General features: G+C 72.9%; 18 protein-coding genes. 7 read left to right on the top strand and 11 right to left on the bottom strand.

All coding sequences use genetic code 11. From position 1 onward, the window contains the following. Nucleotides 1-31: 31 nt before the first annotated feature. The 9 genes from ACFC1X_RS27495 to ACFC1X_RS27535 form a co-directional block, all read right to left on the bottom strand. Entirely contained in the window at nt 32-1,567 is a 1,536-nt protein-coding gene (locus ACFC1X_RS27495) for a family 43 glycosylhydrolase (protein ID WP_376358129.1), read from the bottom strand. Next, entirely contained in the window at nt 1,564-2,409 is an 846-nt protein-coding gene (locus ACFC1X_RS27500) for a PmoA family protein (protein ID WP_376358132.1), read from the bottom strand. The genes ACFC1X_RS27495 and ACFC1X_RS27500 overlap by 4 nt, the downstream gene beginning before the upstream one ends. Further along, on the bottom strand, nt 2,406-3,563 hold the full coding sequence (locus ACFC1X_RS27505; protein WP_376358135.1) for a Gfo/Idh/MocA family protein: 1,158 nt from the start codon (nt 3,561-3,563) through the stop codon (nt 2,406-2,408). Before ACFC1X_RS27505 ends, ACFC1X_RS27500 begins: the two co-directional genes overlap by 4 nt. After that, the gene (locus ACFC1X_RS27510) at nt 3,560-4,459 is read right to left on the bottom strand and encodes a carbohydrate ABC transporter permease (RefSeq protein ID WP_376358138.1); all 900 of its coding nucleotides are present in this window, start codon (nt 4,457-4,459) and stop codon (nt 3,560-3,562) included. The genes ACFC1X_RS27505 and ACFC1X_RS27510 overlap by 4 nt, the downstream gene beginning before the upstream one ends. Beyond that, on the bottom strand, nt 4,456-5,391 hold the full coding sequence (locus ACFC1X_RS27515) for a carbohydrate ABC transporter permease (RefSeq protein WP_307011114.1): 936 nt from the start codon (nt 5,389-5,391) through the stop codon (nt 4,456-4,458). The genes ACFC1X_RS27510 and ACFC1X_RS27515 overlap by 4 nt, the downstream gene beginning before the upstream one ends. A gap of 99 nt (nt 5,392-5,490) precedes the next feature. Further along, nucleotides 5,491-7,230, bottom strand: coding sequence for an L-arabinonate dehydratase (araD, locus tag ACFC1X_RS27520; protein ID WP_376358142.1), 1,740 nt, complete (start codon nt 7,228-7,230; stop codon nt 5,491-5,493). Continuing rightward, nucleotides 7,227-8,135 carry a dihydrodipicolinate synthase family protein gene (locus tag ACFC1X_RS27525; RefSeq protein WP_376358145.1) on the bottom strand — a complete coding sequence of 303 codons (909 nt, stop codon included), beginning with the start codon at nt 8,133-8,135 and terminating at the stop codon, nt 7,227-7,229. Before ACFC1X_RS27525 ends, araD begins: the two co-directional genes overlap by 4 nt. Further along, on the bottom strand, nt 8,132-8,800 hold the full coding sequence (locus ACFC1X_RS27530; RefSeq protein WP_376358147.1) for a GntR family transcriptional regulator: 669 nt from the start codon (nt 8,798-8,800) through the stop codon (nt 8,132-8,134). The genes ACFC1X_RS27525 and ACFC1X_RS27530 overlap by 4 nt, the downstream gene beginning before the upstream one ends. Nucleotides 8,801-8,997: 197 nt before the next feature. After that, nucleotides 8,998-9,600, bottom strand: a complete 603-nt coding sequence (locus tag ACFC1X_RS27535) for a TIGR03086 family metal-binding protein (protein WP_376358150.1) — start codon at nt 9,598-9,600, stop codon at nt 8,998-9,000. Nucleotides 9,601-9,742: 142 nt separating this feature from the next. Here ACFC1X_RS27535 and ACFC1X_RS27540 point away from each other — a divergent pair, with 142 nt between their 5' ends. Beyond that, on the top strand, nt 9,743-11,005 hold the full coding sequence (locus tag ACFC1X_RS27540; RefSeq protein WP_376358153.1) for an MFS transporter: 1,263 nt from the start codon (nt 9,743-9,745) through the stop codon (nt 11,003-11,005). A 216-nt stretch (nt 11,006-11,221) separates the two neighbouring features. Here ACFC1X_RS27540 and ACFC1X_RS27545 read toward each other — a convergent pair whose 3' ends face one another. Both ACFC1X_RS27545 and ACFC1X_RS27550 read right to left on the bottom strand, forming a co-directional pair. Next, nucleotides 11,222-12,391 (bottom strand): hypothetical protein, encoded by a 1,170-nt coding sequence (locus ACFC1X_RS27545; RefSeq protein WP_376358155.1) that lies wholly within the window; start codon nt 12,389-12,391, stop codon nt 11,222-11,224. Next, nucleotides 12,388-13,374, bottom strand: coding sequence for a 5-dehydro-4-deoxyglucarate dehydratase (locus ACFC1X_RS27550; RefSeq protein ID WP_376358158.1), 987 nt, complete (start codon nt 13,372-13,374; stop codon nt 12,388-12,390). The genes ACFC1X_RS27545 and ACFC1X_RS27550 overlap by 4 nt, the downstream gene beginning before the upstream one ends. 192 nt (nt 13,375-13,566) lie before the next feature. Here ACFC1X_RS27550 and ACFC1X_RS27555 point away from each other — a divergent pair, with 192 nt between their 5' ends. The 6 genes from ACFC1X_RS27555 (at nt 13,567) to ACFC1X_RS27580 (ending at nt 19,826) form a co-directional block, all read left to right on the top strand. Next, entirely contained in the window at nt 13,567-14,376 is an 810-nt protein-coding gene (locus ACFC1X_RS27555; protein WP_376358160.1) for an NAD-dependent epimerase/dehydratase family protein, read from the top strand. 414 nt (nt 14,377-14,790) lie between these two features. Then, nucleotides 14,791-15,561, top strand: coding sequence for a DeoR/GlpR family DNA-binding transcription regulator (locus ACFC1X_RS27560; RefSeq protein ID WP_376358163.1), 771 nt, complete (start codon nt 14,791-14,793; stop codon nt 15,559-15,561). Nucleotides 15,562-15,656: 95 nt separating this feature from the next. Next, entirely contained in the window at nt 15,657-17,027 is a 1,371-nt protein-coding gene (locus tag ACFC1X_RS27565; protein WP_376358166.1) for an ABC transporter substrate-binding protein, read from the top strand. Further along, nucleotides 17,024-17,968 carry a carbohydrate ABC transporter permease gene (locus tag ACFC1X_RS27570; protein ID WP_376358169.1) on the top strand — a complete coding sequence of 315 codons (945 nt, stop codon included), beginning with the start codon at nt 17,024-17,026 and terminating at the stop codon, nt 17,966-17,968. Before ACFC1X_RS27565 ends, ACFC1X_RS27570 begins: the two co-directional genes overlap by 4 nt. Beyond that, nucleotides 17,965-18,840, top strand: coding sequence for a carbohydrate ABC transporter permease (locus ACFC1X_RS27575; RefSeq protein ID WP_360892795.1), 876 nt, complete (start codon nt 17,965-17,967; stop codon nt 18,838-18,840). Before ACFC1X_RS27570 ends, ACFC1X_RS27575 begins: the two co-directional genes overlap by 4 nt. Then, entirely contained in the window at nt 18,837-19,826 is a 990-nt protein-coding gene (locus ACFC1X_RS27580) for a zinc-dependent alcohol dehydrogenase family protein (protein ID WP_376358171.1), read from the top strand. The genes ACFC1X_RS27575 and ACFC1X_RS27580 overlap by 4 nt, the downstream gene beginning before the upstream one ends. Nucleotides 19,827-19,970 lie beyond the last annotated feature (144 nt).

The raw sequence follows: 19,970 nt of genomic DNA on the forward strand, positions 1-19,970 counted from the left end.
CTGGATCCAACAAAGGGGAGCTTCGGGTGGTTCAGTAGGTGGGCGTGGGCGTGTGCGGTCCCACGCGGAACCGCGTGAAGGTGGCCGCGCCGGCGTGTCCCTGGCCGGCCGGCGCCAGGGCGAACAGGCCGAGCAGGGCGCCGACCCAGCGCCAGGGGGTGGCGGCGAAGTCCCGGCCGGTGGGGCGCGGGCCGTCGCCCAGGTCGTAGGAGAAACGGCACCGTGCCCCGGCGACGGTCTCCACGCGCAGGAGTGCGCGGCCCTCCGGTGCGGGGCGGGGCCGGTCGGCGTCGCGCTCGGCCCGCGCCACCGACTCGGCGAACCGGTGCACCAGGTACGCCGTCCCGTCCGCGTCCCGCTGGAGCCCGATCCAGCGGTAGGCGTCGCCGAGCACCGCGAGCCCGGCCCGCGCGCCCGGCTCCTCGCTGTCCAGCCGCAGCTCCACCTCGACCACGCGGGGCTCGCCGGGCAGCCGCTGCGTGAGCACGCTCGGGACTCGGCGCAGGTCGTGCGCGTCGTCGGAGCGGACGCAGGCGAGGCGCAGCCCGTCCCCCGAGTGCTGGGTGGCCCAGCCGTCGCGGGGGTTGGCCGTCCACGACCACTGGCGGCCGTGGCGACCGCCGGGGAAGTCGTCGCCGGTGGCCGGCGCGGCGGGCGGCTGCGGCGGCAGGGCGGGACGCCGGTGCTCGGTGACCGGGGCGCCGTCGTCGCCCAGGACCGGCCAGCCGTCCGTGCCCCACACCATGGGCTGGAGGTGCACGACGCGCCCGTACGCGCCGCGCTGCTGGAAGTGCAGGAACCAGTCCTCGCCCGACGCCGTGCGCACCCAGCCGCCCTGGTGGGGGCCGTTGACGTCGGTGTCCTTCTGTTCGAGGACGACCCGCTCCTCGTACGGCCCGAAGAAGCCGCGGGAGCGGAAGGCGCCCTGCCAGCCGGTCTCGACCGACCCCGCGGGTGCCAGGATCCAGAACCAGCCGTCGTGCCGGTAGAGCTTGGGGCCCTCCAGGGTGAACCAGCCGGGGATGCGGTCGGCGTCGACGATCACCTCGCCCTCGTCCAGGACCTCGGTGCCGTCGGGGTGCATGCGGTGACCGGTGAGGCGGTTCTTGATCCCGGAGCGGGACCTGGCCCAGGCGTGCACGAGGTACGCCTCGCCCGTCTCGTCGTCCCACAGGGGGCAGGGGTCGATCAGCCCCTTGCCCGCCTTCACCAGGCGGGGCGCGGTCCACGGCCCGCGGATCTCGGGGGCGTTGACCTGGAGGACGCCCTGGTCCGGGTCGCCCCAGAAGATCCAGAAGCGGTCGGCGTGGTGCCGCAGGGAGGGCGCCCAGACACCGCGGTCGGGGCCGGGCGCCGCGAAGGCGTGGGCGGGTTCCAGGCGGTCCAGGGCGTGCCCGACCAGGGTCCAGTTGACCAGGTCCCGGGAGTGCAGCAGGGGCAGGCCGGGGACGCGGCCGAAGCTGGAGGCGGTCAGGTAGAAGTCGTCGCCGACCCGCACGACGTCCGGGTCGGACCAGTCGGCGTTCAGCACGGGGTTGGTGTACGTCGGCGCGCTCTCGGGGGTCACCGGCCGACCGCCTTCCGTACGAGGGCCGTGGCGCCGTCGGCGTCGAGGCGGCCGTCGGCGACCACGGTGACGATCCGGCGGACGAGGGTGTCCCCCGGTGCGACGGCCACGCGGTCGTCGTGGGCCAGCGACGAGCCCACGCCCGGGTACTCCTCGGTGCGCACGAACCACGGGTCGCGCCGGGTCCGTTCGGTGGCGCCGGCGAAGACCAGCGTCCAGGTGTCGCCGGTCAGCGCCAGCCAGTCGGCGCGGTGGCCGTGGACCTCCGGCTCGCCCTCCCGGCCGGCGGTGAAGACCCGCGGGGCCGCGCCCTCCTTGCGGGCCCGCCAGAAGAAGCCGCCGTAGGCCGCGCCGGGGCGCCCGTTGGTGGCGGGACTGCCGATGGTGAGCGGGGCCTTGGTGGCGTTGGTGAGGGAGAAGGTGAAGTCCAGCGCCCAGGCGGTGGCGGTGAGTTCGGTGGCGGCGACCGTGCGGCGTTCACGCAGCAGCTCGGTGCCCGCGGCGACCCAGCGCAGTTCCTCGACGAAGCCGTCGGGGTCACGGAGCTGGAAGGCGGTGTGCCGCTGCGCGCCGTGGTTGTCCAGCTCGGTCGGGCCCCGGTCGCGGACGTAGGTGCGCCCGCCCCAGAAGTTGTGCCCCTCGACGTCGGGAACGGCGACACCGACGCCGAGGTGATGGAGGTGGTCGGCGGGGCGGAACTCGGTGACGGGGGTGCCGGCCAGCGTGGTGACGGGGTGCAGGCAGGGGCGCGGGGAGAGCCGGGCCGGCAGCTCGGGCCGGGTGAGGTACCGGGCGACGGGGCGGCCCGCCACGCGCAGCACCGGGGTGTCGTCGCCGGTCATCGGGCACTCACCTCGTTCAGCGCGTGCTCGGTGCGCGGCGCCCAGGGCGCGCCCAGCTCGGAGTAGAGGCTGAGGGTGTCGGCGGCGGCGGCCACGAGTCCGTCGACGCCGGGGACCACGCGGCGGCTCTCTCCGGGGACGCGGTGCCAGGCGGCCGGGGGCAGCGGGTCCGGGTCGGGAGCCGTGCGGATCGCCTCCACGACCCGCATGAAGGCGCCGGTCTCGTCCGGCGGCACCAGCAGGGCGGCGCCGGTGGTGAGGTGGTCGACCAGGTTCTCCAGCAGGTCGGTGCGGCCGTACTGGTACTCCTCGGGGCCGTGGCCGCCGCGCTGGAGCAGGATGCGGTCCTGCTTGTACCAGAAGGTGATGCGGCCGCTGCCGCCGTGCAGCAGGACGTACGGCTCGGCGGCCCGTTCCGCGCACAGGGTCGCGGCGACGGTGACGCGGTGCCCGCGGGCGGTGCCGATCCGCACGCATGAGGTGTCGTCGGCCTCGATGTCGTTGGCGTGGCTCAGCTCGGTCTCGATGCCCGTGACGTCCTCGGCGCGGGTGGTGCCGCCGAGCGCGAGGGCGGTGGCGACGGCGTGCGCCAGCGGGTTGGTCAGCGCCCCGTCGATCACGTCGGCGCCGTCCATCCGCCGCCGGCCCGCCCAGGGCGCCCGGCGGAAGTAGGCCTCGTCCCGTACCCACGCCCCGGCCCCGCCGACGCCCACGACCTCACCGATCGCCCCCTCGGCCACCAGTTCCCGGATCGCCGGCACGGCGTGCGAGCCGAGTGACTGGAACCCGACCTGGCAGGCGACGCCGGTCCCGGCGACCCCGTCGGCCATCCGGCGGAACTCGGCGTAGGACGGCGCCGGCGGCTTCTCCAGGAGCAGGTGCACGCCCCGCCGGGCGGCGGTCAGCGCGAGGTCGGTGTGGGTGGGGATCGGCGTGCAGACCACCGCGACCCGGGCGCCGGTGGAGTCCAGCAGGGCACCGAAGTCGGCGGACTGCTCGGGGAGTTCCCCGCCGGCCTCCTGCTCGGTCAGCGGGGTGAGTTCGCAGATCCCGGCCAGCCGGACCAGTCCGGCCCGCTCCAGACGCCGGATGTTGGCGACGTGCCAGCGCCCGTGCCCGCGGGCGCCGGCGAGGACGACGGGAACCGGGCTCATCCCTTCACCGCCCCCGCGCTGAAGCCGGTGATCAGCCACTTCTGGATGAAAGCGAAGACGATCACGACGGGGACCGCGGCGATGATGCCGCCCGCCGCGAGCGCGCCGAGGTCGACGCTGTCCGCGCTCATCAGGGAGTTGAGACCGACCGGGATGGTCTGCTTGGACTGGTTGTTGAGGAACATCAGGGCGAACAGGAAGTGGTTCCAGGAGTGCACGAAGGCGAAGGAACCCACCGCGATCAGACCCGGCCGCAGCAGCGGCAGCACGACGATCCGGAAGGCCCGGAACCGGCCGCAGCCGTCGACCCAGGCCGCCTCCTCCAGGGAGTACGGCACGTTCTTGATGAAGTTGCTGATCAGGATGATCGACAGCGGCAGCTGGAAGACCGTCTCGGCGAGGATGACGCTGCCGAGCGAGTTGATCATCTGGAGTTCGGCGAAGATCTCGAACAGCGGCACGAGCAGCAGCGCGCCGGGCACGAACTGGGAGCACAGCAGGCCGAGCATGAAGACCCGCTTGACCTTGAAGTCGAACCGGGCGAGGGCGTAGCCGCCGGCCAGGGCGACGAGGGTGGTCATCACCAGGGTGGCGACGCCGACGTAGACGCTGTTCTGGAAGAAGGTGCCGAAGCTTCGGTCGGTCCACACCTTCTCGAAGTGGTCGAACGTCATCGGCCAGGGCACCAGCGAGGTCGAGCCCGCCGGGCGCAGCGCGAAGAGCAGGATCCAGTAGAAGGGGACCAGGGTGAAGACCAGGTAGATGCCGAGCGGGAGGTAGATCTGCCAGCGGGGGACCTCGTCCCAGGCGGGGCGGCGCTTCCCGGCCGGCCGCGGGGGTGCGTGATCGGCCCGCGCGGGTGCGGGGGCGGGCGCGGTGGCCTCCTTGGTGATCACTTGTTCTCGCCTCCGAACTTGCTCAGCCGCAGGTAGACGATCGAGCAGAAGAGCAGGATCACGAACGCGACCGTGGTGAGGGCCGACGCGTAGCCGAAGTCGTGGGCGTCGACGCTGGTGTTGGCGATGTACAGCGGCAGGGTCGTGGTGACGCCCGCGGGTCCGCCGCCGGTCAGGGTGTAGAGCAGGTCGACGTTGTTGAACTCCCACACCGCGCGCAGCAGCGTGGACAGGATGATGGCGTCCTTCAGGTGCGGCAGCGTGATGTGCCAGAACTGCTTGAGGCGGCTCGCCCCGTCGACCTCGGCGGCCTCGTACAGGTCCTTGGAGACGGACTGGAGGTCGGCGAGGATGAGGATCGCGAAGAAGGGGACGCCGCGCCACAGGTCGGCGACGACCGCCGCGGAGAACACGGTCGAGGTGTCGGAGAGCCAGCTGGTGCCGTAGGTGCCGATGCCCATGTCGGCGAGGTAACGGGTGATGCCGGTCTGGGAGTTGTAGAGCAGCACCCAGATGGCGGAGGTCAGGACCCCGGAGACGGCCCAGGGGGAGAAGACCAGGGCGCGCCCCACGCCCCGGCCGACGAAGGTCTGGTTGACGATGAGCGCCAGCGCCAGTCCGAACAGCAGCTGCAGCCCGACCTCGACGAAGACCCACTTGGCGCTGAAGACGAGGGTGTCCAGGAACACCGGGTCGTCGGTGAAGATCCGGACGAAGTTGTCGAAGCCCGCGAAGCCGTTGCGCCACGGCTTGGTGGGGTTGTAGTGCTGCAGGCTGTAGTAGAAGACGCTGATGACCGGATAGGCGATGAAGCCCAGCATCAGCAGGACGGCCGGCCCGATGAGCAGGTAGGGGAGCCTGCGCGGGGTGGCGGAGGCACGGCGCCGCCGGGGTGGCGCGGGCGGTTTCGCCACGGCTGCGGCTTGGGCCATGACAGTTCTCCGTTCTGGTTCTGGTACGTCGTGCTCGGTTCGTGCAGGAAGCGCTTTCTCGGCGTGCAGGGGGGTGCGATGGTCTTTGGCGGAGTGGGGTCAGCCGGCGTACGGGTCCCGCACCTTGCCCGGGCGGGCCAGGAACTCGAAGTCGCAGCCGGTGTCGGCCTGGGTGATCTGTTCGTCGTAGAGCGCGCCGTAGCCGCGCTCGTGGCGGGCGGGCGGCGGCGTCCACGCCGCCCGGCGCCGTGCCAGCTCCTCGTCGTCCACGTCGAGCCGCAGCGAGCGCGCCTCGACGTCAAGGGTGATCGAGTCGCCGGTGCGTACCAGCGCCAGCGGTCCGCCGACGTGCGACTCGGGGGCCACGTGCAGCACGCAGGCGCCGTAACTCGTGCCGCTCATCCGGGCGTCGGAGATCCGGACCATGTCGCGCACGCCCTGCTTGAGCAGGTGGTCGGGGATGGGCAGCATCCCGTACTCGGGCATGCCGGGGCCGCCCCTGGGGCCGGAGCCGCGCAGCACCAGCACGCTGTCGGCGGTGATGTTCAGGTCCGGGTCGTTGATGGTGCGCTGCATGGTCCGGTAGTCGTCGAAGACGACCGCGCGCCCGGTGTGCTTGAGCAGGTGCGGCTCGGCGGCGATGTGCTTGATGACCGCGCCGTCCGGGCAGAGGTTGCCGCGCAGGACGGCCACCCCGCCCTCGCTCGCGACGGGGTTGTCCCGGGGCCGGATGACGTCGTCGTGGTGGACTAGGGCGCCGTCCAGCTGCTCCCGCAGCGTGTCGTGCGCGACGGTGGGCCGGTCCAGGTGGAGCAGGTCGGTGATGCGGGAGAGGAAGCCGGGCAGGCCGCCGGCGAAGTGGAAGTCCTCCATCAGATAGGTCTGTCCGCCGGGCCGCACGTTGGCCAGGACCGGCACCGTGCGGGCGATGCGGTCGAAGTCGTCGAGCGTGAGGGTGACGCCCGCGCGGCCCGCCATGGCGATCAGGTGGATGACGGCGTTGGTGGAGCCGCCGAGGCCGAGGACCGTGGTGACCGCGTCCTCGAAGGCGTCGGCGGTGAGGATGTCGCTCAGCTTCCGGTCCCGGTGGACCAGTTCCACGATGCGCAGGCCGGCCGCGGCGGCCATCCGGTCGTGGCCGGAGTCGACGGCCGGGATGCTGGAGGCGCCCGGGACCGTGACGCCGAGGGCCTCGGCGGCGGCGGTGAGCGTGGAGGCCGTACCCATCGTCATGCAGTGGCCGGGCGAGCGGGCCAGACCGCTCTCCAGCTCGTGCATCTCGCAGTCGCCGATGAGCCCGGCCCGCATGTCGTCCCAGTACTTCCACATGTCGGTGCCGGAGCCGAGGGTCTCGCCGCGCCAGTGCCCGGGGAGCATGGGCCCGGCGGGCACGAACACCGCCGGGAGGTCGACGCTGGCGGCGCCCATCAGCAGGGCGGGGGTGGACTTGTCGCAGCCGCCCATCAGCACGGCGCCGTCCACCGGGTAGGAGCGCAGCAGTTCCTCGGTCTCCATGGCGAGGAGGTTGCGGTAGAGCATGGGGGTCGGCTTCTGGAAGGTCTCGCTCAGCGTGGAGACCGGGAACTCCAGCGGGAAGCCGCCCGCCTGCCACACCCCCCGCTTGACCGCCTGGGCGCGGTCGCGCAGGTGGACGTGGCAGGGGTTGATGTCGGACCAGGTGTTGAGGATCGCGATGACGGGCTTGCCGAGGTGCTCCTCGGGCAGGTAGCCGAGCTGCCGGGTGCGGGCGCGGTGGCTGAAGGAGCGCAGGCCCGAGGAGACGCCGCTGCCGTACCACTGGTGGCTGCGGAGCTGTTCGGGGGACTTCCTGGGTGTCATATCGACCATCCGGCGGCGATGGCGGCGACCTCGGCGCGCTCGCTCTCGGGCAGGGGCTTGCTCGGCGGGCGGACCTCGCGCCGGCACAGGCCGAGGGCGGCGAGGGCCTCCTTGACCACGGTGACGTTGTTGGCGGAGCCGTTGGCGGCGCGCAGCTCCTCGAAGCGGCGGATCTGCTCCCAGACCTTCATGGCGGCCGGGTAGTCGCCCGATCGAAGCGCTTCGATCATGTTCAGCGAGACCGCCGGGGCGACGTTCACCAGCCCCGAGGTGAAGCCGGTGGCGCCCGCGCTGAAGTACGAGGGGGCGTAGGGCTCGGCCAGGCCCGCGATCCACACGAAGCGTTCGAGGCCGGCGTCGCGGGCGAAGGCGGCGAACCTGGCGGCGTCCGGGACGGCGTACTTGACGCCGAGGACGTTGGGGCAGGCGTCGGCGAGTTCGGCGAGGCGGGCGCCGGTGAGCCGGTCGTTGCGGATGTAGGGCACGACGCCGAGTTCGGGCACGGCCTCGGCGATCGCGCGGTGGTAGTCGACCCAGCCGCCCTGGGCGACGTAGGGGTGGACGGGCTGGTGGACCATCACCATCGAGGCGCCCAGTTCCCGGGCGTGCCGTGCGGAGGCGACGGCGGTCGGCAGGTCGTGGCCGACGCCGACCAGGATCGCGGCGCGGTCGCCCGCCTCCTCGACGGTCAGCTCGGTGACCAGGCGCCGCTCGGCCGGGGAGAGGGCGTAGAACTCGCCGGTGTTGCCGTTGGGGGTGAGCGTCGTGATGCCGCCGTCGAGAAGGCGACGCAGCAGGGCCCGGTAGGTGGCGGGGTCGACGGAGCCGTCCTCGGCGAACGGGGTCACCGGGATCGCCACCACGTCGGCCAGGGCCGCCCGCTGGGTCTCGAACGTCGCCGTCATGCCTGACCGTCCTCTTCCTGGGCCGCGGTCCCCGCTTCGGGGAAGGCCCGCTCGACGAAGGACGCGATGTGCGCGTGCAGGGCGCGGGCCGCGCCCTCCGCGTCACCGGCGAGGGCGAGGCGCAGGATCTCCTGGTGCTCGCCGGCCTCCCGCTGCCAGGAGGGGTCGGCGGCCCAGGCGACGGCGGAGACGAGGGCCGCCTGGTCGCGGACCTCGTCGAGCATCCGGCCGAGCAGCGGGTTGCCGCAGGGCACGTACAGGGCGCGGTGGAACTCGCGGTTGGCCAGCGACCGTTCGGCGGTGTCGGTGGCTCCGTCGGCGCGGGTCAGTGCGTCACGGGCGGCGTCCAGGGAGGCGCCGCGGCGCACGGCGCGCCGCAGGGCCTCGGGCTCCAGGAGCAGCCGCACGTCGTAGACCTCGCGCGCCATGTCCGCGTCCACCATGCGCACCGTGACGCCCTTGTACTGGTTCATCACGACCAGTCCGGTCCCGGCCAGCGTCTTGAGCGCCTCGCGCACCGGTGTCTTGGACACCCCGAACTGTGCGGCGAGGTCGGTCTCGACCAGGGCTTGGCCCGGCGTGAGCCGGCCGGTGAGGATGCGGCGTTTGATCTCCTCCAGCACGTACTGCGTGCGGGAGGGGATCGGCGTGGGCACAGAGGTCATGCGCGCCTCTCGGAGTCTCGCGTCGGATGCGCGGGCGCCGGACGTCCGGTCTCGGACATCCGATCTCGCGTATCGCGTCTCATATATGACGTACGGAGTACGACGCGTTGAAGGTAAGAGGGGCGCGAGGCCACGTCAATGCTTCTGACAAAGGAAAGTTCGGGTGGGGCGGCGCCGGCCCCGGCCCTTCCCCGGCGCTACCGGGCGGGGCGGCTCCAGCCGGGGTCGCGTCCGCTCAGGCCCACCGCGCGCTCCAGCAGCGGGGCGTCGTCGGGCACGGCGACGACCGGCCCGAACATGCCCTCGTCCCGGTCGGTCTCCTCGGCGGCGGCGCTGAGCAGGCCGTACGCCGCCTGGAGGGCGGCCGGGTCGGGGCGGTACTCCTGGCCGGTGGCGCGGGCGAGGTCCCAGCCGTGGATGACCAGTTCGTCGGCGACGACGGCGCCGGCGACGTCTCCGGGCAGGTCGATGCCGCCGGCCCGGGTCATGCCGGTCCAGGCGCCGGGGTCGCGCCAGGCCACCGCGAGTTCGCCGAGCACCCCGGACAGCTCCTCGCGCCAGCCGGGCCCGATGTCCGGCACGGAGGCATCGGGGGCGGTGTCGGTGGTGGCGCCGAGGTCCTTGCGCGCGGCGTCGCGGAAGGCGGCGGCCAGGCCGGTCAGGTGGCCGAGCAGGTTGCGGACGGCGAGGTCCGGGCACGGCGTCGGGTCGGCCAGCCGCGCGTCGCTCACGCCCTCGGCGAGGCGGGCCAGGACCCGCGTCTGCGGGCCGAGATCGAGGGTCGTGGTGTCGTGGGTCATCGGGTGCTCCTCGGGCGACGGATGGGCCGGCTCTCCTGGGAGGTAGACCGATCCGGGCCGCGGAACTCATCGGCGGCGGGGGCTGCCGATAGGGCACCTTCCCGATGCCCGGCACCCGGCCTTAGGCCCACGCTGACCAGGCATGACACCAAGGACGACGAAGACGACCCGGACGCGGGGACCCTGGGCGGTGTCCCGGGTCCTGCGCGACCGCGACGCGGGCCTGTATCTCGCCGGGGTGGTGGTGTCCGGCTTCGGCACCTCGGCGCTGTGGCTGGTGTCCGGGGTGTGGGTGAAGGACCTCACCGGCTCGGACGGACTCGCGGCGCTGTGCGTGCTCGCGATGTGGGCGCCGACCCTGGCCGGTCCGGCGCTGGGCACCCTGGCGGACCGCGTGCGCCGCCGGCCGCTGCTGATCGCCACGAGCCTGCTGACGGCCGGCCTCCTGCTCACACTATTCGCCGTCGACTCACCGGACATGCTGTGGCTGCTGTTCGCGGTGCTGTTCGGGTACGGCGCGGCGGGCGTCGTCCACGACGCGGCCGAGGCGGCACTCGTCGCCGCCACCGTCGAACCGCGGCTGCTCGGCGACTTCAACGGGCTGCGCACCACCGCCAACGAGGGCATGAAACTGGCGGCGCCACCGGCCGGTGCGGCGCTCTACACGGCGTACGGCGGCCCGGGCGTGGCCCTGCTGGACGCGGCGACGTTCGTGCTGGCCACGGGGGTGTACGCGGCCCTGCGGGTACGCGAGGCGCCGCCGCCCCGCCCCTCGGTGAACGCGTGGCGGCAGGCGGCAGAGGGCGCCCGCCTGCTGTGGGGCCACCCCCGGCTGCGCCCGCTCGTCCTCGCCGGCGGCGCCACGATGCTGTGCGCCGGCGTCAACGGCGCCACGGTCTACGCCGTCGTGGACCGCCTCGGGCACTCCCCCGCGTACGCGGGTGTGCTGTACGCCGCCCAGGGGGCCGGGTCCGTGACGGTGGGGCTGCTGGCCGGGCCCGCCCTGCGGCGACTGGGCGGGCGCCGCTTCGCCGCTGCCGGGATCGCCCTGCTGGCGGTGGCGGTCGCGGCGCGGGCGGTCCCGTACGACGCGGTGGCCCTGCTCTCCGGCGCGGCGATCGGCGCGGGGCTGCCCGCGGTGCTGATCGCCGCCCTGACCGCGGTCCAGCACGAGACGCCCGGCCCGCTCCTCGGCCGGGTCACCGCGACGGCCACCTCCCTCGTCTTCGCCCCGAACGTCCTGGGCCTGGCGGCGGGAGCGGCCCTGGTGGAGCTGGCGCCCCTGCACCTGCTGCTGCCCGCCCTGAGCATCGCCCTGCTGACAACGGCGACCCTCATCGCCCGCCGCCCACGGGAGAATCCCGGCCTCACGCCCACGACACCGAACGCTCCCACGCCGCTGTGACGGCCCCTGCGGTCCCCCGTCTGCGCCGGACCCCGGCATCACCGACCCCGCGGGGCGCCCACCAACCCGGCGGGGACCACCCACCAGCCCAGAGGCCGCCCACCACTCCGGCTGGGGCCACCCACCAACCCGGGGGCCACCCCGCGCCAAGCCCACGGCCACGTACTCCGTCGCCCCTCAGACCCGTCGCCCAGGAGCCGGCCCACGGCCCCCGTCTCAAAGCCCCCCAAGTGCCGACCGCACCGCCCCCAGGTCGGCGTCCGACGCCAGGCCCGCGTGGTACAGGCGCAGCTCCGTCGCGCCGCGTTCGGCGGCGTGGGACGCGTCCGTGGCGAGGGTGTCCGGGCTGCCGCCCATGCCGGAGACCACGGTGAGGTTGGCGGCGAGGATGGCACCGGCGCGGTTCTGCTCGGCGAAGGGCGTCAGCAGGGCCGGGCCGCCCGTGCAGGGCACGACCACGCCGTCCGCGACGGACAGGATGTGCGCGGGGTCGACGCCGGCGTTGGCGCCGCAGTGGTAGGAGACGGGGTCGGCGTGCAGCAGGACCTCGAAGCCCGAGGGCGCCGCGGCGCGCACGGCCGCGACCGCCGCCTCCTGGAGCGTGCGGGCGGTGTCGTCCCGCCACGCGCGCGTGGCGTTCGCCGTCGCCTCGCCCAGCAGCTTCTCGACGCCCGCCCAGCCCCCGTCCGACGGCGCCGTCCCCCGCCACACCGGCTCCAGCGCGGTGCGCACAGCGGCGGCAAGTTCGTCGGCGTCGAGGCCCTGACCGCCGTATCCGCCCCGGCAGTCCGGGCAGAAGCACAGCGACATCAGGTACTGCCCGGCGTCCCCGAGGGCGACCCCGCCGGTCTTGTCGTGGGCGTGCAGGTGGGCGAGCCCGTACCAGCCGAGGGACTCCAGTTCGGTGCCGCGCGCTCCGGGCCGCACCGCCGCCTCGGCGGCCAGGTCGGTGAGGTACGCGCGCGTGGCGGGCCGCGCGATGCACGGCGCCCAGGGGTAGCGGTCGCCGTAGGCGTTGACGACGGAGGTGTGCGGGTGCTCCGCGCCGAGGCGGGAGTTGTGGGCCAGGACGACCCACGTGCTCAACTCCAGCCCCGCTCGCGCGAGGGCTTCGGCGGCCTCCCCCCAGGCGTCGCCGGGCGCCCAGTCACCGGCCTCGTACGGGCGCGGCACGCGGCCCTCCCAGCGGACGGCGTCCGGCGGATAGAGCACCGCGGAGTGCTCGGCGGTGACGACGCGGTGGCGGGGGTGACGGGGGGTGAGCGCCCGGGTCGAGTGGTACGCGGAGGCGAGCGTCACCTGGGACACGCCGAGGTCCGCCACGCGCGCGGGGGCTTCCGGGTCGCCGTTGACGTCCCACGGGTAGACGAACGCCGACGCCTTCACTTGTCCCCCTCCACGACGGACTCCACGAAGGACTCCACCCCGGGCTCCGCGTCGAGCAGCGCGTAACCCCGCTCGATGATCCGGGCGAGCTGCTTCACGTGGTCCTCGGCCGGCTCCTGCAACGGCGTCCGCACCTCCCCCACGTCCAGGCCGCGCAGCCGTACGCCCGCCTTGACCAGGGCGACGGCGTACCCGCGGCCCTGGGCGCGCAGTTCGACGAAGGGCCGGTAGAAGCCGTCGAGCAGACGGTGCGCGAGCGCGTCGTCGCCGGTGCGCAGCGCCCGGTGGAAGGCGAGGGCGATCTCGGGCGCGAAGCAGAACGCGGCGGAGGAGTACAGGGTGACGCCGAGCGCGCGGTAGGCGAGCTGGGTCTGCTCGGCGGTCGGCAGGCCGTTGAAGTAGAGGAAGTCGCCGCCGGGCAGCGCGGTGCGCACGGCACTGATGATGCGCTGCACGAGGTCGAGGTCGCCGAGCCCGTCCTTGAGGCCGACGATCCCGTCCGTGCGGGCCAGTTCGACGACGCTCTCCGGGGTGAAGACGGCGTTGTCCCGCTGGTAGACGATCACGGGCAGGGAGGTCGCGGCGGCCACCTCCCGGTAGTGCCGCACCAGCCCCTCCTGGCCGGCGACCACCAGGTAGGGCGGCATGGCGAGCAGTCCGTCGGCGCCGGCCGCCTCGGCGAGGCGGGCGTGGCGCACGGCGAGGGCGGTGCCGTAGCCCGCGCCCGCCACGACGGGCACCCGTCCCGCCGTCTCCTCGACCGCCGCGCGGACGCAGACCTCGAACTCCTCGGGCGTGAGGGCGTGGAACTCGCCGGTGCCGCAGCAGGCGAACACGGCGGCGGCCCCCGCCGCGACCCCCTGGCGCACATGGGTGCGGTAGGCGTCGAGGTCGAGGCCGCCGTCGGGGCCGAACGCCGTGACGGGGAAGAACAGCGGCCCGCTGGGGGCGGTGATCCGGTCGGCGAGAGGGGCTGAGGTCACGGGCGCTCCCCATTCCATATGCATGATTCATGTCTATATTTCTGAACGCCTCCACGCTAAGCCGCCCCGTGTACACCGTCAAGCAGGCGCCCTCTTGACGGGCCACCACCCATTCCTTAGCGTGTCCACGCATATGAACGCCAGGCACGCACCCGCACGACTGCCGCCGCAGCAGACCTAGGAGTCCCGAGGATGCCCGCTCCCCGCACCGTCCTGCTCACCGGCGCCGCCGGCGGCCTCGGCACCCTGATGCGGGACCTGCTCCCCGCCCACGGCTACGCACTGCGCCCGCTCGACCTGCGCCCCGTCGAGGGCGAGCCGGACGCGATCGTGGCCGACCTCGCCGACCGGGACGCGCTGCGCGAGGCGGTCCGCGGCGTCGACGCGATCATCCACCTCGCGGGCATCTCCCTGGAAGCCCCCTTCGAGAAGATCCTCAAGGCGAACATCGAGGGCACGTACAACCTGTACGAGGCCGCCCGCGAGGAAGGCGTCCGCCGCGTCGTCTTCGCCTCCTCCAACCACGCCGTCGGCTACACCCCGCGCCCCCGGGGCGACGACCCCCTCATCCCGGTCGACACGCCGCGCCGCCCCGACACCTTCTACGGCCTGTCCAAGTGCTTCGGCGAGGACCTGGCCCAGCTCTACTGGGACAAGCACGGCATCGAGACCGTCTCCGTCCGCATCGGCTCCTGCTTCCCCGAGCCGACCAGCGTGCGCATGCTCTCGGTGTGGATGAGCCCCGCGGACGGCGCCCGCCTCTTCCACGCCGCCCTCACCGCCGAGAACGTCGGGCACACCGTCGTCCACGGCTCCTCGGCCAACACCCGCCTGTGGTGGGACCTCACCTCCGCGCGGGCGCTCGGCTACGAGCCGCAGGACGACTCCGAGCCGTACGCCGACAAGCTCGTCGCCGAACAGGGCGGGCTCGACCCGGACAACCCGGCGCACGCGTACCTGGGCGGCCCCTTCGTGACCGACCCCCCGATCTGGCCGTACTGACCGGAACACGACCCCACGAGAAGCGGGGGGGGCCCCCACCGGCCCCGCCCCGTCCCGAAACCGGCAAAACCCCAACCCCGGCACACCCCCACCCCCCCCGCCCCCCCCCCCCCCCCCCCCCCACCCCCCCCCCCACCACCCCCCCACCCCCCGTAAACACCCCCCCACCACTCGCGCCCGCCCCCCCACGGGCCCCGCCCGCTTCCGTATGCGGGCATCCGCACTGCCCGTTCTCACCCCGTCCCGCGCTGCGCCCCAGGTCCGCGACGGGCAGCCGACGCCGGAAACGGGCCCACACGGGCAGTATCGGCTCCGCAACAGACCTGGTCAGTGCCGCCCGACCGCTGTAGAACTTCCCCCACGGGCCCGAACGGGCAGCGACCCGGCGACGAGGCGGTGAGGCAGGTGTACGGCATGGGCACGAGGACGGCGGAAGAGCGCCAACGCGAGATCGTGCGGGTCGCCCGCGCCACCGGTTCGGTCGACGTCACCGCGCTCGCCACCGAACTGGGCGTCGCCAAGGAGACCGTACGACGGGATCTGCGCGCGCTGGAGGACCACGGCCTGGTCCGCCGCACCCACGGCGGCGCCTACCCCGTGGAGAGCGCCGGGTTCGAGACCACGCTCGCCTTCCGCGCCACCAGCCACGTGCCCGAGAAGCGCCGGATCGCCTCCGCCGCCGCCGAGCTGCTGGGCGACGCGGAGACCGTCTTCGTGGACGAGGGCTTCACCCCCCAGCTGATCGCCGAGGCCCTGCCCCGGGACCGGCCGCTGACCGTGGTCACCGCGTCCCTGCCGGTCGCCGGCGCCCTGGCCGAGGCCGACGACACCTCCGTCCTGCTGCTCGGCGGCCGGGTCCGTCCGGGCACCCTGGCCACCGTCGACCACTGGACGACGAAGATGCTGGCCGGCTTCGTCATCGACCTGGCGTACATCGGCGCCAACGGCATCTCCCGCGAGCACGGCCTCACCACCCCCGACCCCGCGGTCAGCGAGGTCAAGGCGCAGGCCATCCGGGCCGCCCGCCGCACCGTGTTCGCCGGCGCGCACACCAAGTTCGGGGCGGTGAGCTTCTGCCGGTTCGCGGAGGTCGGCACCCTGGAGGCGATCGTCACCAGCACGCTGCTGCCCTCCGCCGAGGCCCACCGCTACTCCCTGCTCGGACCGCAGGTCATCCGCGTCTGAAACCCGACCCACTCCCCGCACGGCACACCCTCACGCGCACGGCACACCCACACCCCTCAATGCCCCATACCTCCCCATATGTTCAGGAGCGATCCATGCGAACCCAGAGCCGACGGAGGCCGCGAGCCACGCTCGCCATGGTCGCCGCAGGGACGCTGCTCGCCCCGCTGCTCACCGGCTGCTGGGTCGGGGCGGGCGGCGCCGGATCCGGCGGCAACGCCATCAACGTCCTGATGGTCAACAACCCGCAGATGGTCGAGCTGCAGAAACTCACCGCCGACCACTTCACCGAGGAGACCGGCATCAAGGTGAACTTCACCGTGCTGCCGGAGAACGACGTCCGCGACAAGATCAGCCAGGACTTCGCCAACCAGGCCGGCCAGTACGACGTCGCCACCCTCTCCAACTACGAGATACCGATCTACGCCCGCAACGAGTGGCTGCGGCCGATGGACCCCTACGTCGCCAAGGACCCGGCGTACGACGAGAAGGACATCCTCGGCCCGATGCGCGAGTCCCTCACCGGCGACGACGGCAAGCTCTACGGCCAGCCCTTCTACGGCGAGTCGTCCTTCCTCATGTACCGCAAGGACGTGTTCGCCCAAGAGGGCCTGAAGATGCCCGAGCACCCCACGTGGACCGAGATCGCCGGCCTCGCGGCCCAGTTGGACGGCGCCGAGCCTGGCATGAAGGGCATCTGCCTGCGCGGACTGCCCGGCTGGGGCGAGCTGATGGCACCCCTGACGACGGTCGTGAACACCTTCGGCGGCACCTGGTTCGACAAGGACTGGCAGGCCCGCCTCGACTCGCCCGAGTGGGAGAAGGCGACGAAGTTCTACGTCGACCTCGTCCGCGAACACGGCCAGTCCGGCGCCGCCCAGTCCGGATTCGCCGAGTGCCTCAACAACATGACGCAGGGCAAGGTCGCCATGTGGTACGACGCCACCTCCGCGGCCGGGTCCCTGGACGCCGCCAAGTCGCCGGTCAAGGGCAAGGTCGGCTACGCACCGGCCCCGGTCGAGAAGACGGACTCCTCCGGCTGGCTCTACACCTGGGCCTGGGGCATCCAGAAGGCCTCCCGCAACGCCGACAAGGCCTGGAAGTTCGTCTCCTGGGCGTCCAGCAAGGAGTACGAGCAGCTCGTCGGCAAGGAGATCGGCTGGTCCAACGTCCCGGCCGGCAAGCGCGCCTCGACGTACGAGAACCCGGCCTACGTCAAGGAGGCCGCCGCCTTCCAGGAGATGACCAAGGAGGCGATCGAGGGCGCGAAGCCGAACGACCCCGGCGTCCAGCCGCGGCCCGCGCCCGGCATCCAGTTCGTCGGCATCCCCGAGTTCACCGACCTCGGCACCAAGGTCTCCCAGGAGATCAGCGCGGCCATCGCCGGACGGCAGTCCGTCGACGAGGCCCTGAAGAAGTCCCAGCAGCTCGCCGAGAAGATCTCCGAGGAGTACGAGGGACGATGACCGCCACGACAACGGCCCCCTCGGCCGCACCCGACCAGACCCGCCCCACCGTCCGCCCGCCGTCCTCCCGGCTGCGCGCCTGGGCCACCCGCGCCCCTCTCCTCCCCGCCCTGATCTTCATGATCGCGGTCACCCAGCTGCCCTTCGTGGCGACCCTGGTGATCTCCTTCTTCGACTGGAACTCCCTCTATCCGGACGCCCGGCACTTCACCGGCTTCGCCAACTACGGCGACGTCCTCGGCGATCCGGACCTGCGCCAGTCGGTGTGGACGACGATCCTGCTGACGGTGGCGGTCGTCCTGGCCAGCCTCGTCCTCGGCCTGGCCCTCGCCCTGCTGCTTGACCGGAGGTTCAAGGGCCGGGGCGTGGTCCGCACCCTGCTGATCGCCCCGTTCCTCGTGGTCCCGGTCGCGGCCGCCCTGCTCTGGAAGCACGTCCTCTACAACCCCGAGTACGGCCTGCTCAACGGGTTGCTGCACTACGTGGGCGGCCCGCAGCCGGACTGGATCTCCAACACCCCGCTGCTCGCGGTCGAGCTGTCACTGGTGTGGCAGTGGACGCCCTTCATGATGCTCATCCTGCTGGCCGGCCTGCAGAGCCGGGACCAGCAGCAGATCGAGGCCGCCCGGGTGGACGGCGCGGGCGACTGGCAGATCTTCGTCCACCTCACCCTCCCCCACCTGCGCCGCTACCTGGAACTGGGCGCCCTGCTCGGCTCGATCTACATCGTCCAGAACTTCGACGCCGTCTTCACCATCACGTCCGGCGGCCTGGGCACGGCCAACCTGCCCTACACCGTCTACCAGAGCTTCTACCAGGCCCACGAGAACGGCCTCGCCTCGGCCGCGGGCGTCCTGGTCGTCATCGGCTCGATCATCATCGCCACCTTCGCGCTGCGCGTGGTGTCGTCCCTGTTCCGCGAGGAGGTCGGCCGCGCATGAGCGCCACCGCCGTACGACCCGCCACCACCACCGCCAAGCCGGCCCGGACCCGCCGCAAGGCCGGTGCCGGACTGGGCCTGGTGGCCTGGCTGGCCGGCATCGTCTTCTTTCTGCCCATCGCGTGGATGGCGCTGACCTCCTTCCACTCGGAGGCGGACGCGGCCACCAACCCGCCGTCCTTCGCCGCGTCGCTCACGCTGGACGGCTACCGCGAGTTCTTCGGCGCCGGCGGCGGCGCCAGCCCCTGGCCCGCGCTGATCAACTCGGCGGTGGCATCGGTCGCCTCGACCCTCTTCGTCCTGGTCCTGGCCCTGCCCGCCGCCTACGCCCTCTCCATCCGCCCGGTGAAGAAGTGGACGGACGTCCTGTTCTTCTTCCTGTCGACCAAGATGCTGCCGGTGGTGGCGGGCCTGCTGCCGATCTACCTGTTCGCCAAGAACACCGGCATGCTGGACAACATCTGGCTGCTGGTCATCCTCTACACGTCGATGAACCTGCCGATCGCGGTCTGGATGATGCAGTCCTTCCTCGCCGAGGTGCCGGTCGCGATCATCGAGGCGGCCCGGGTGGACGGCGCGAAGCTGCCCACGATCCTGGTCCGCGTGGTCGCCCCGATCGCCCTGCCGGGCATCGCCGCCACCTCCCTCATCTGCTTCATCTTCAGCTGGAACGAACTGCTCTTCGCCCGGGTGCTGACGGGCGTGGTCGCCGAGACCGCCCCCGTCTTCCTGACCGGCTTCATCACCAGCCAGGGCCTCTTCCTGGCCAAGGTGTGCGCCGCGTCGCTCGTCATCTCCCTGCCGGTGCTCGCCGCGGGGTTCGCCGCCCAGGACAAGCTGGTCCAGGGCCTGTCGTTGGGAGCCGTGAAATGAAGGCCGCCGTCATCGAGTCCGTGGGCCGCGCCGTCGTCACCGAGGTCCCGGACCCGACGCCAGGTCCCCGCGACGTCGTCGTCGAGGTCGCCGCCTGCGGCCTGTGCGGCACCGACCTGCACATCCTCCAGGGCGAGTTCGCGCCCAAGCTCCCCATCGTGCCCGGCCACGAATTCGCCGGCGCGGTGGTCGGCGTCGGCGCCCAGGTCACGGAGGTGTCCGTCGGCGACCAGGTGGCCGTCGACCCCTCCCTCTACTGCTACGAGTGCCGCTACTGCCGCAACGGCCACAACAACCTCTGCGAACGCTGGGCCGCCATCGGCGTCACCACGGCGGGCGGCGCGGCGCAGTACGCGGTGGCCCCCGTGGCGAACTGCGTGAAGCTCCCCGAACACGTCCGCACCCAGGACGCCGGCCTGATCGAACCCCTCTCCTGCGCGGTCCGCGGCTACGACGTCCTCCAGTCCCGCCTCGGCGCCCACGTCCTGATCTACGGCTCCGGCACGATGGGCCTGATGATGCTGGAGCTGGCCAAGCGGACCGGCGCGGCCAGCGTCGACATGGTCGACCTCAACCCGGCCCGCCTGGAGACCGCCCGCGGCCTCGGCGTCACGGGGTCGGCCGCGACGCCCGACGAGCTGGACCGCCCCCAGGGCTGGGACCTCGTCATCGACGCCACGGGCAACGCGGCGGCCATCCAGGACGGCCTGGACCGGGTCGCCAAGGCGGGCACGTTCCTCCAGTTCGGCGTCGCCGACTACGCGACCCGCGTGCAGATCGACCCGTACCGCGTCTACAACCAGGAGATCACCATCACCGGCTCGATGGCCGTCCTGCACAGCTACGAGCGCGCCGCCGAACTCTTCGCGAACGGCGTCCTGGACCCCGACGTCTTCATCAGCGACCGCATCGGGCTGGACCGCTACCCGCAGGCGCTGGAGCAGTTCGCGGCGGGGGTGGGACGGAAGATCGTGGTCGTGCCGTAAGTCTTCGTTGTTTCAGCCCGTCCGGCGTTTGAGGACGAGGCCGAAGGCCGAAGGGGGTCTGGGGGCGCAGCCCCCAGGGACGGGAAGGGAAGGGGCGGCGGGGGCGACACTCGATGGGCCACGCCGGGGGGGGGGCGCGCGCCG

This window comes from Streptomyces sp. NPDC056128 (genome assembly GCF_042263835.1).
GTDB lineage: Bacteria > Actinomycetota > Actinomycetes > Streptomycetales > Streptomycetaceae > Streptomyces.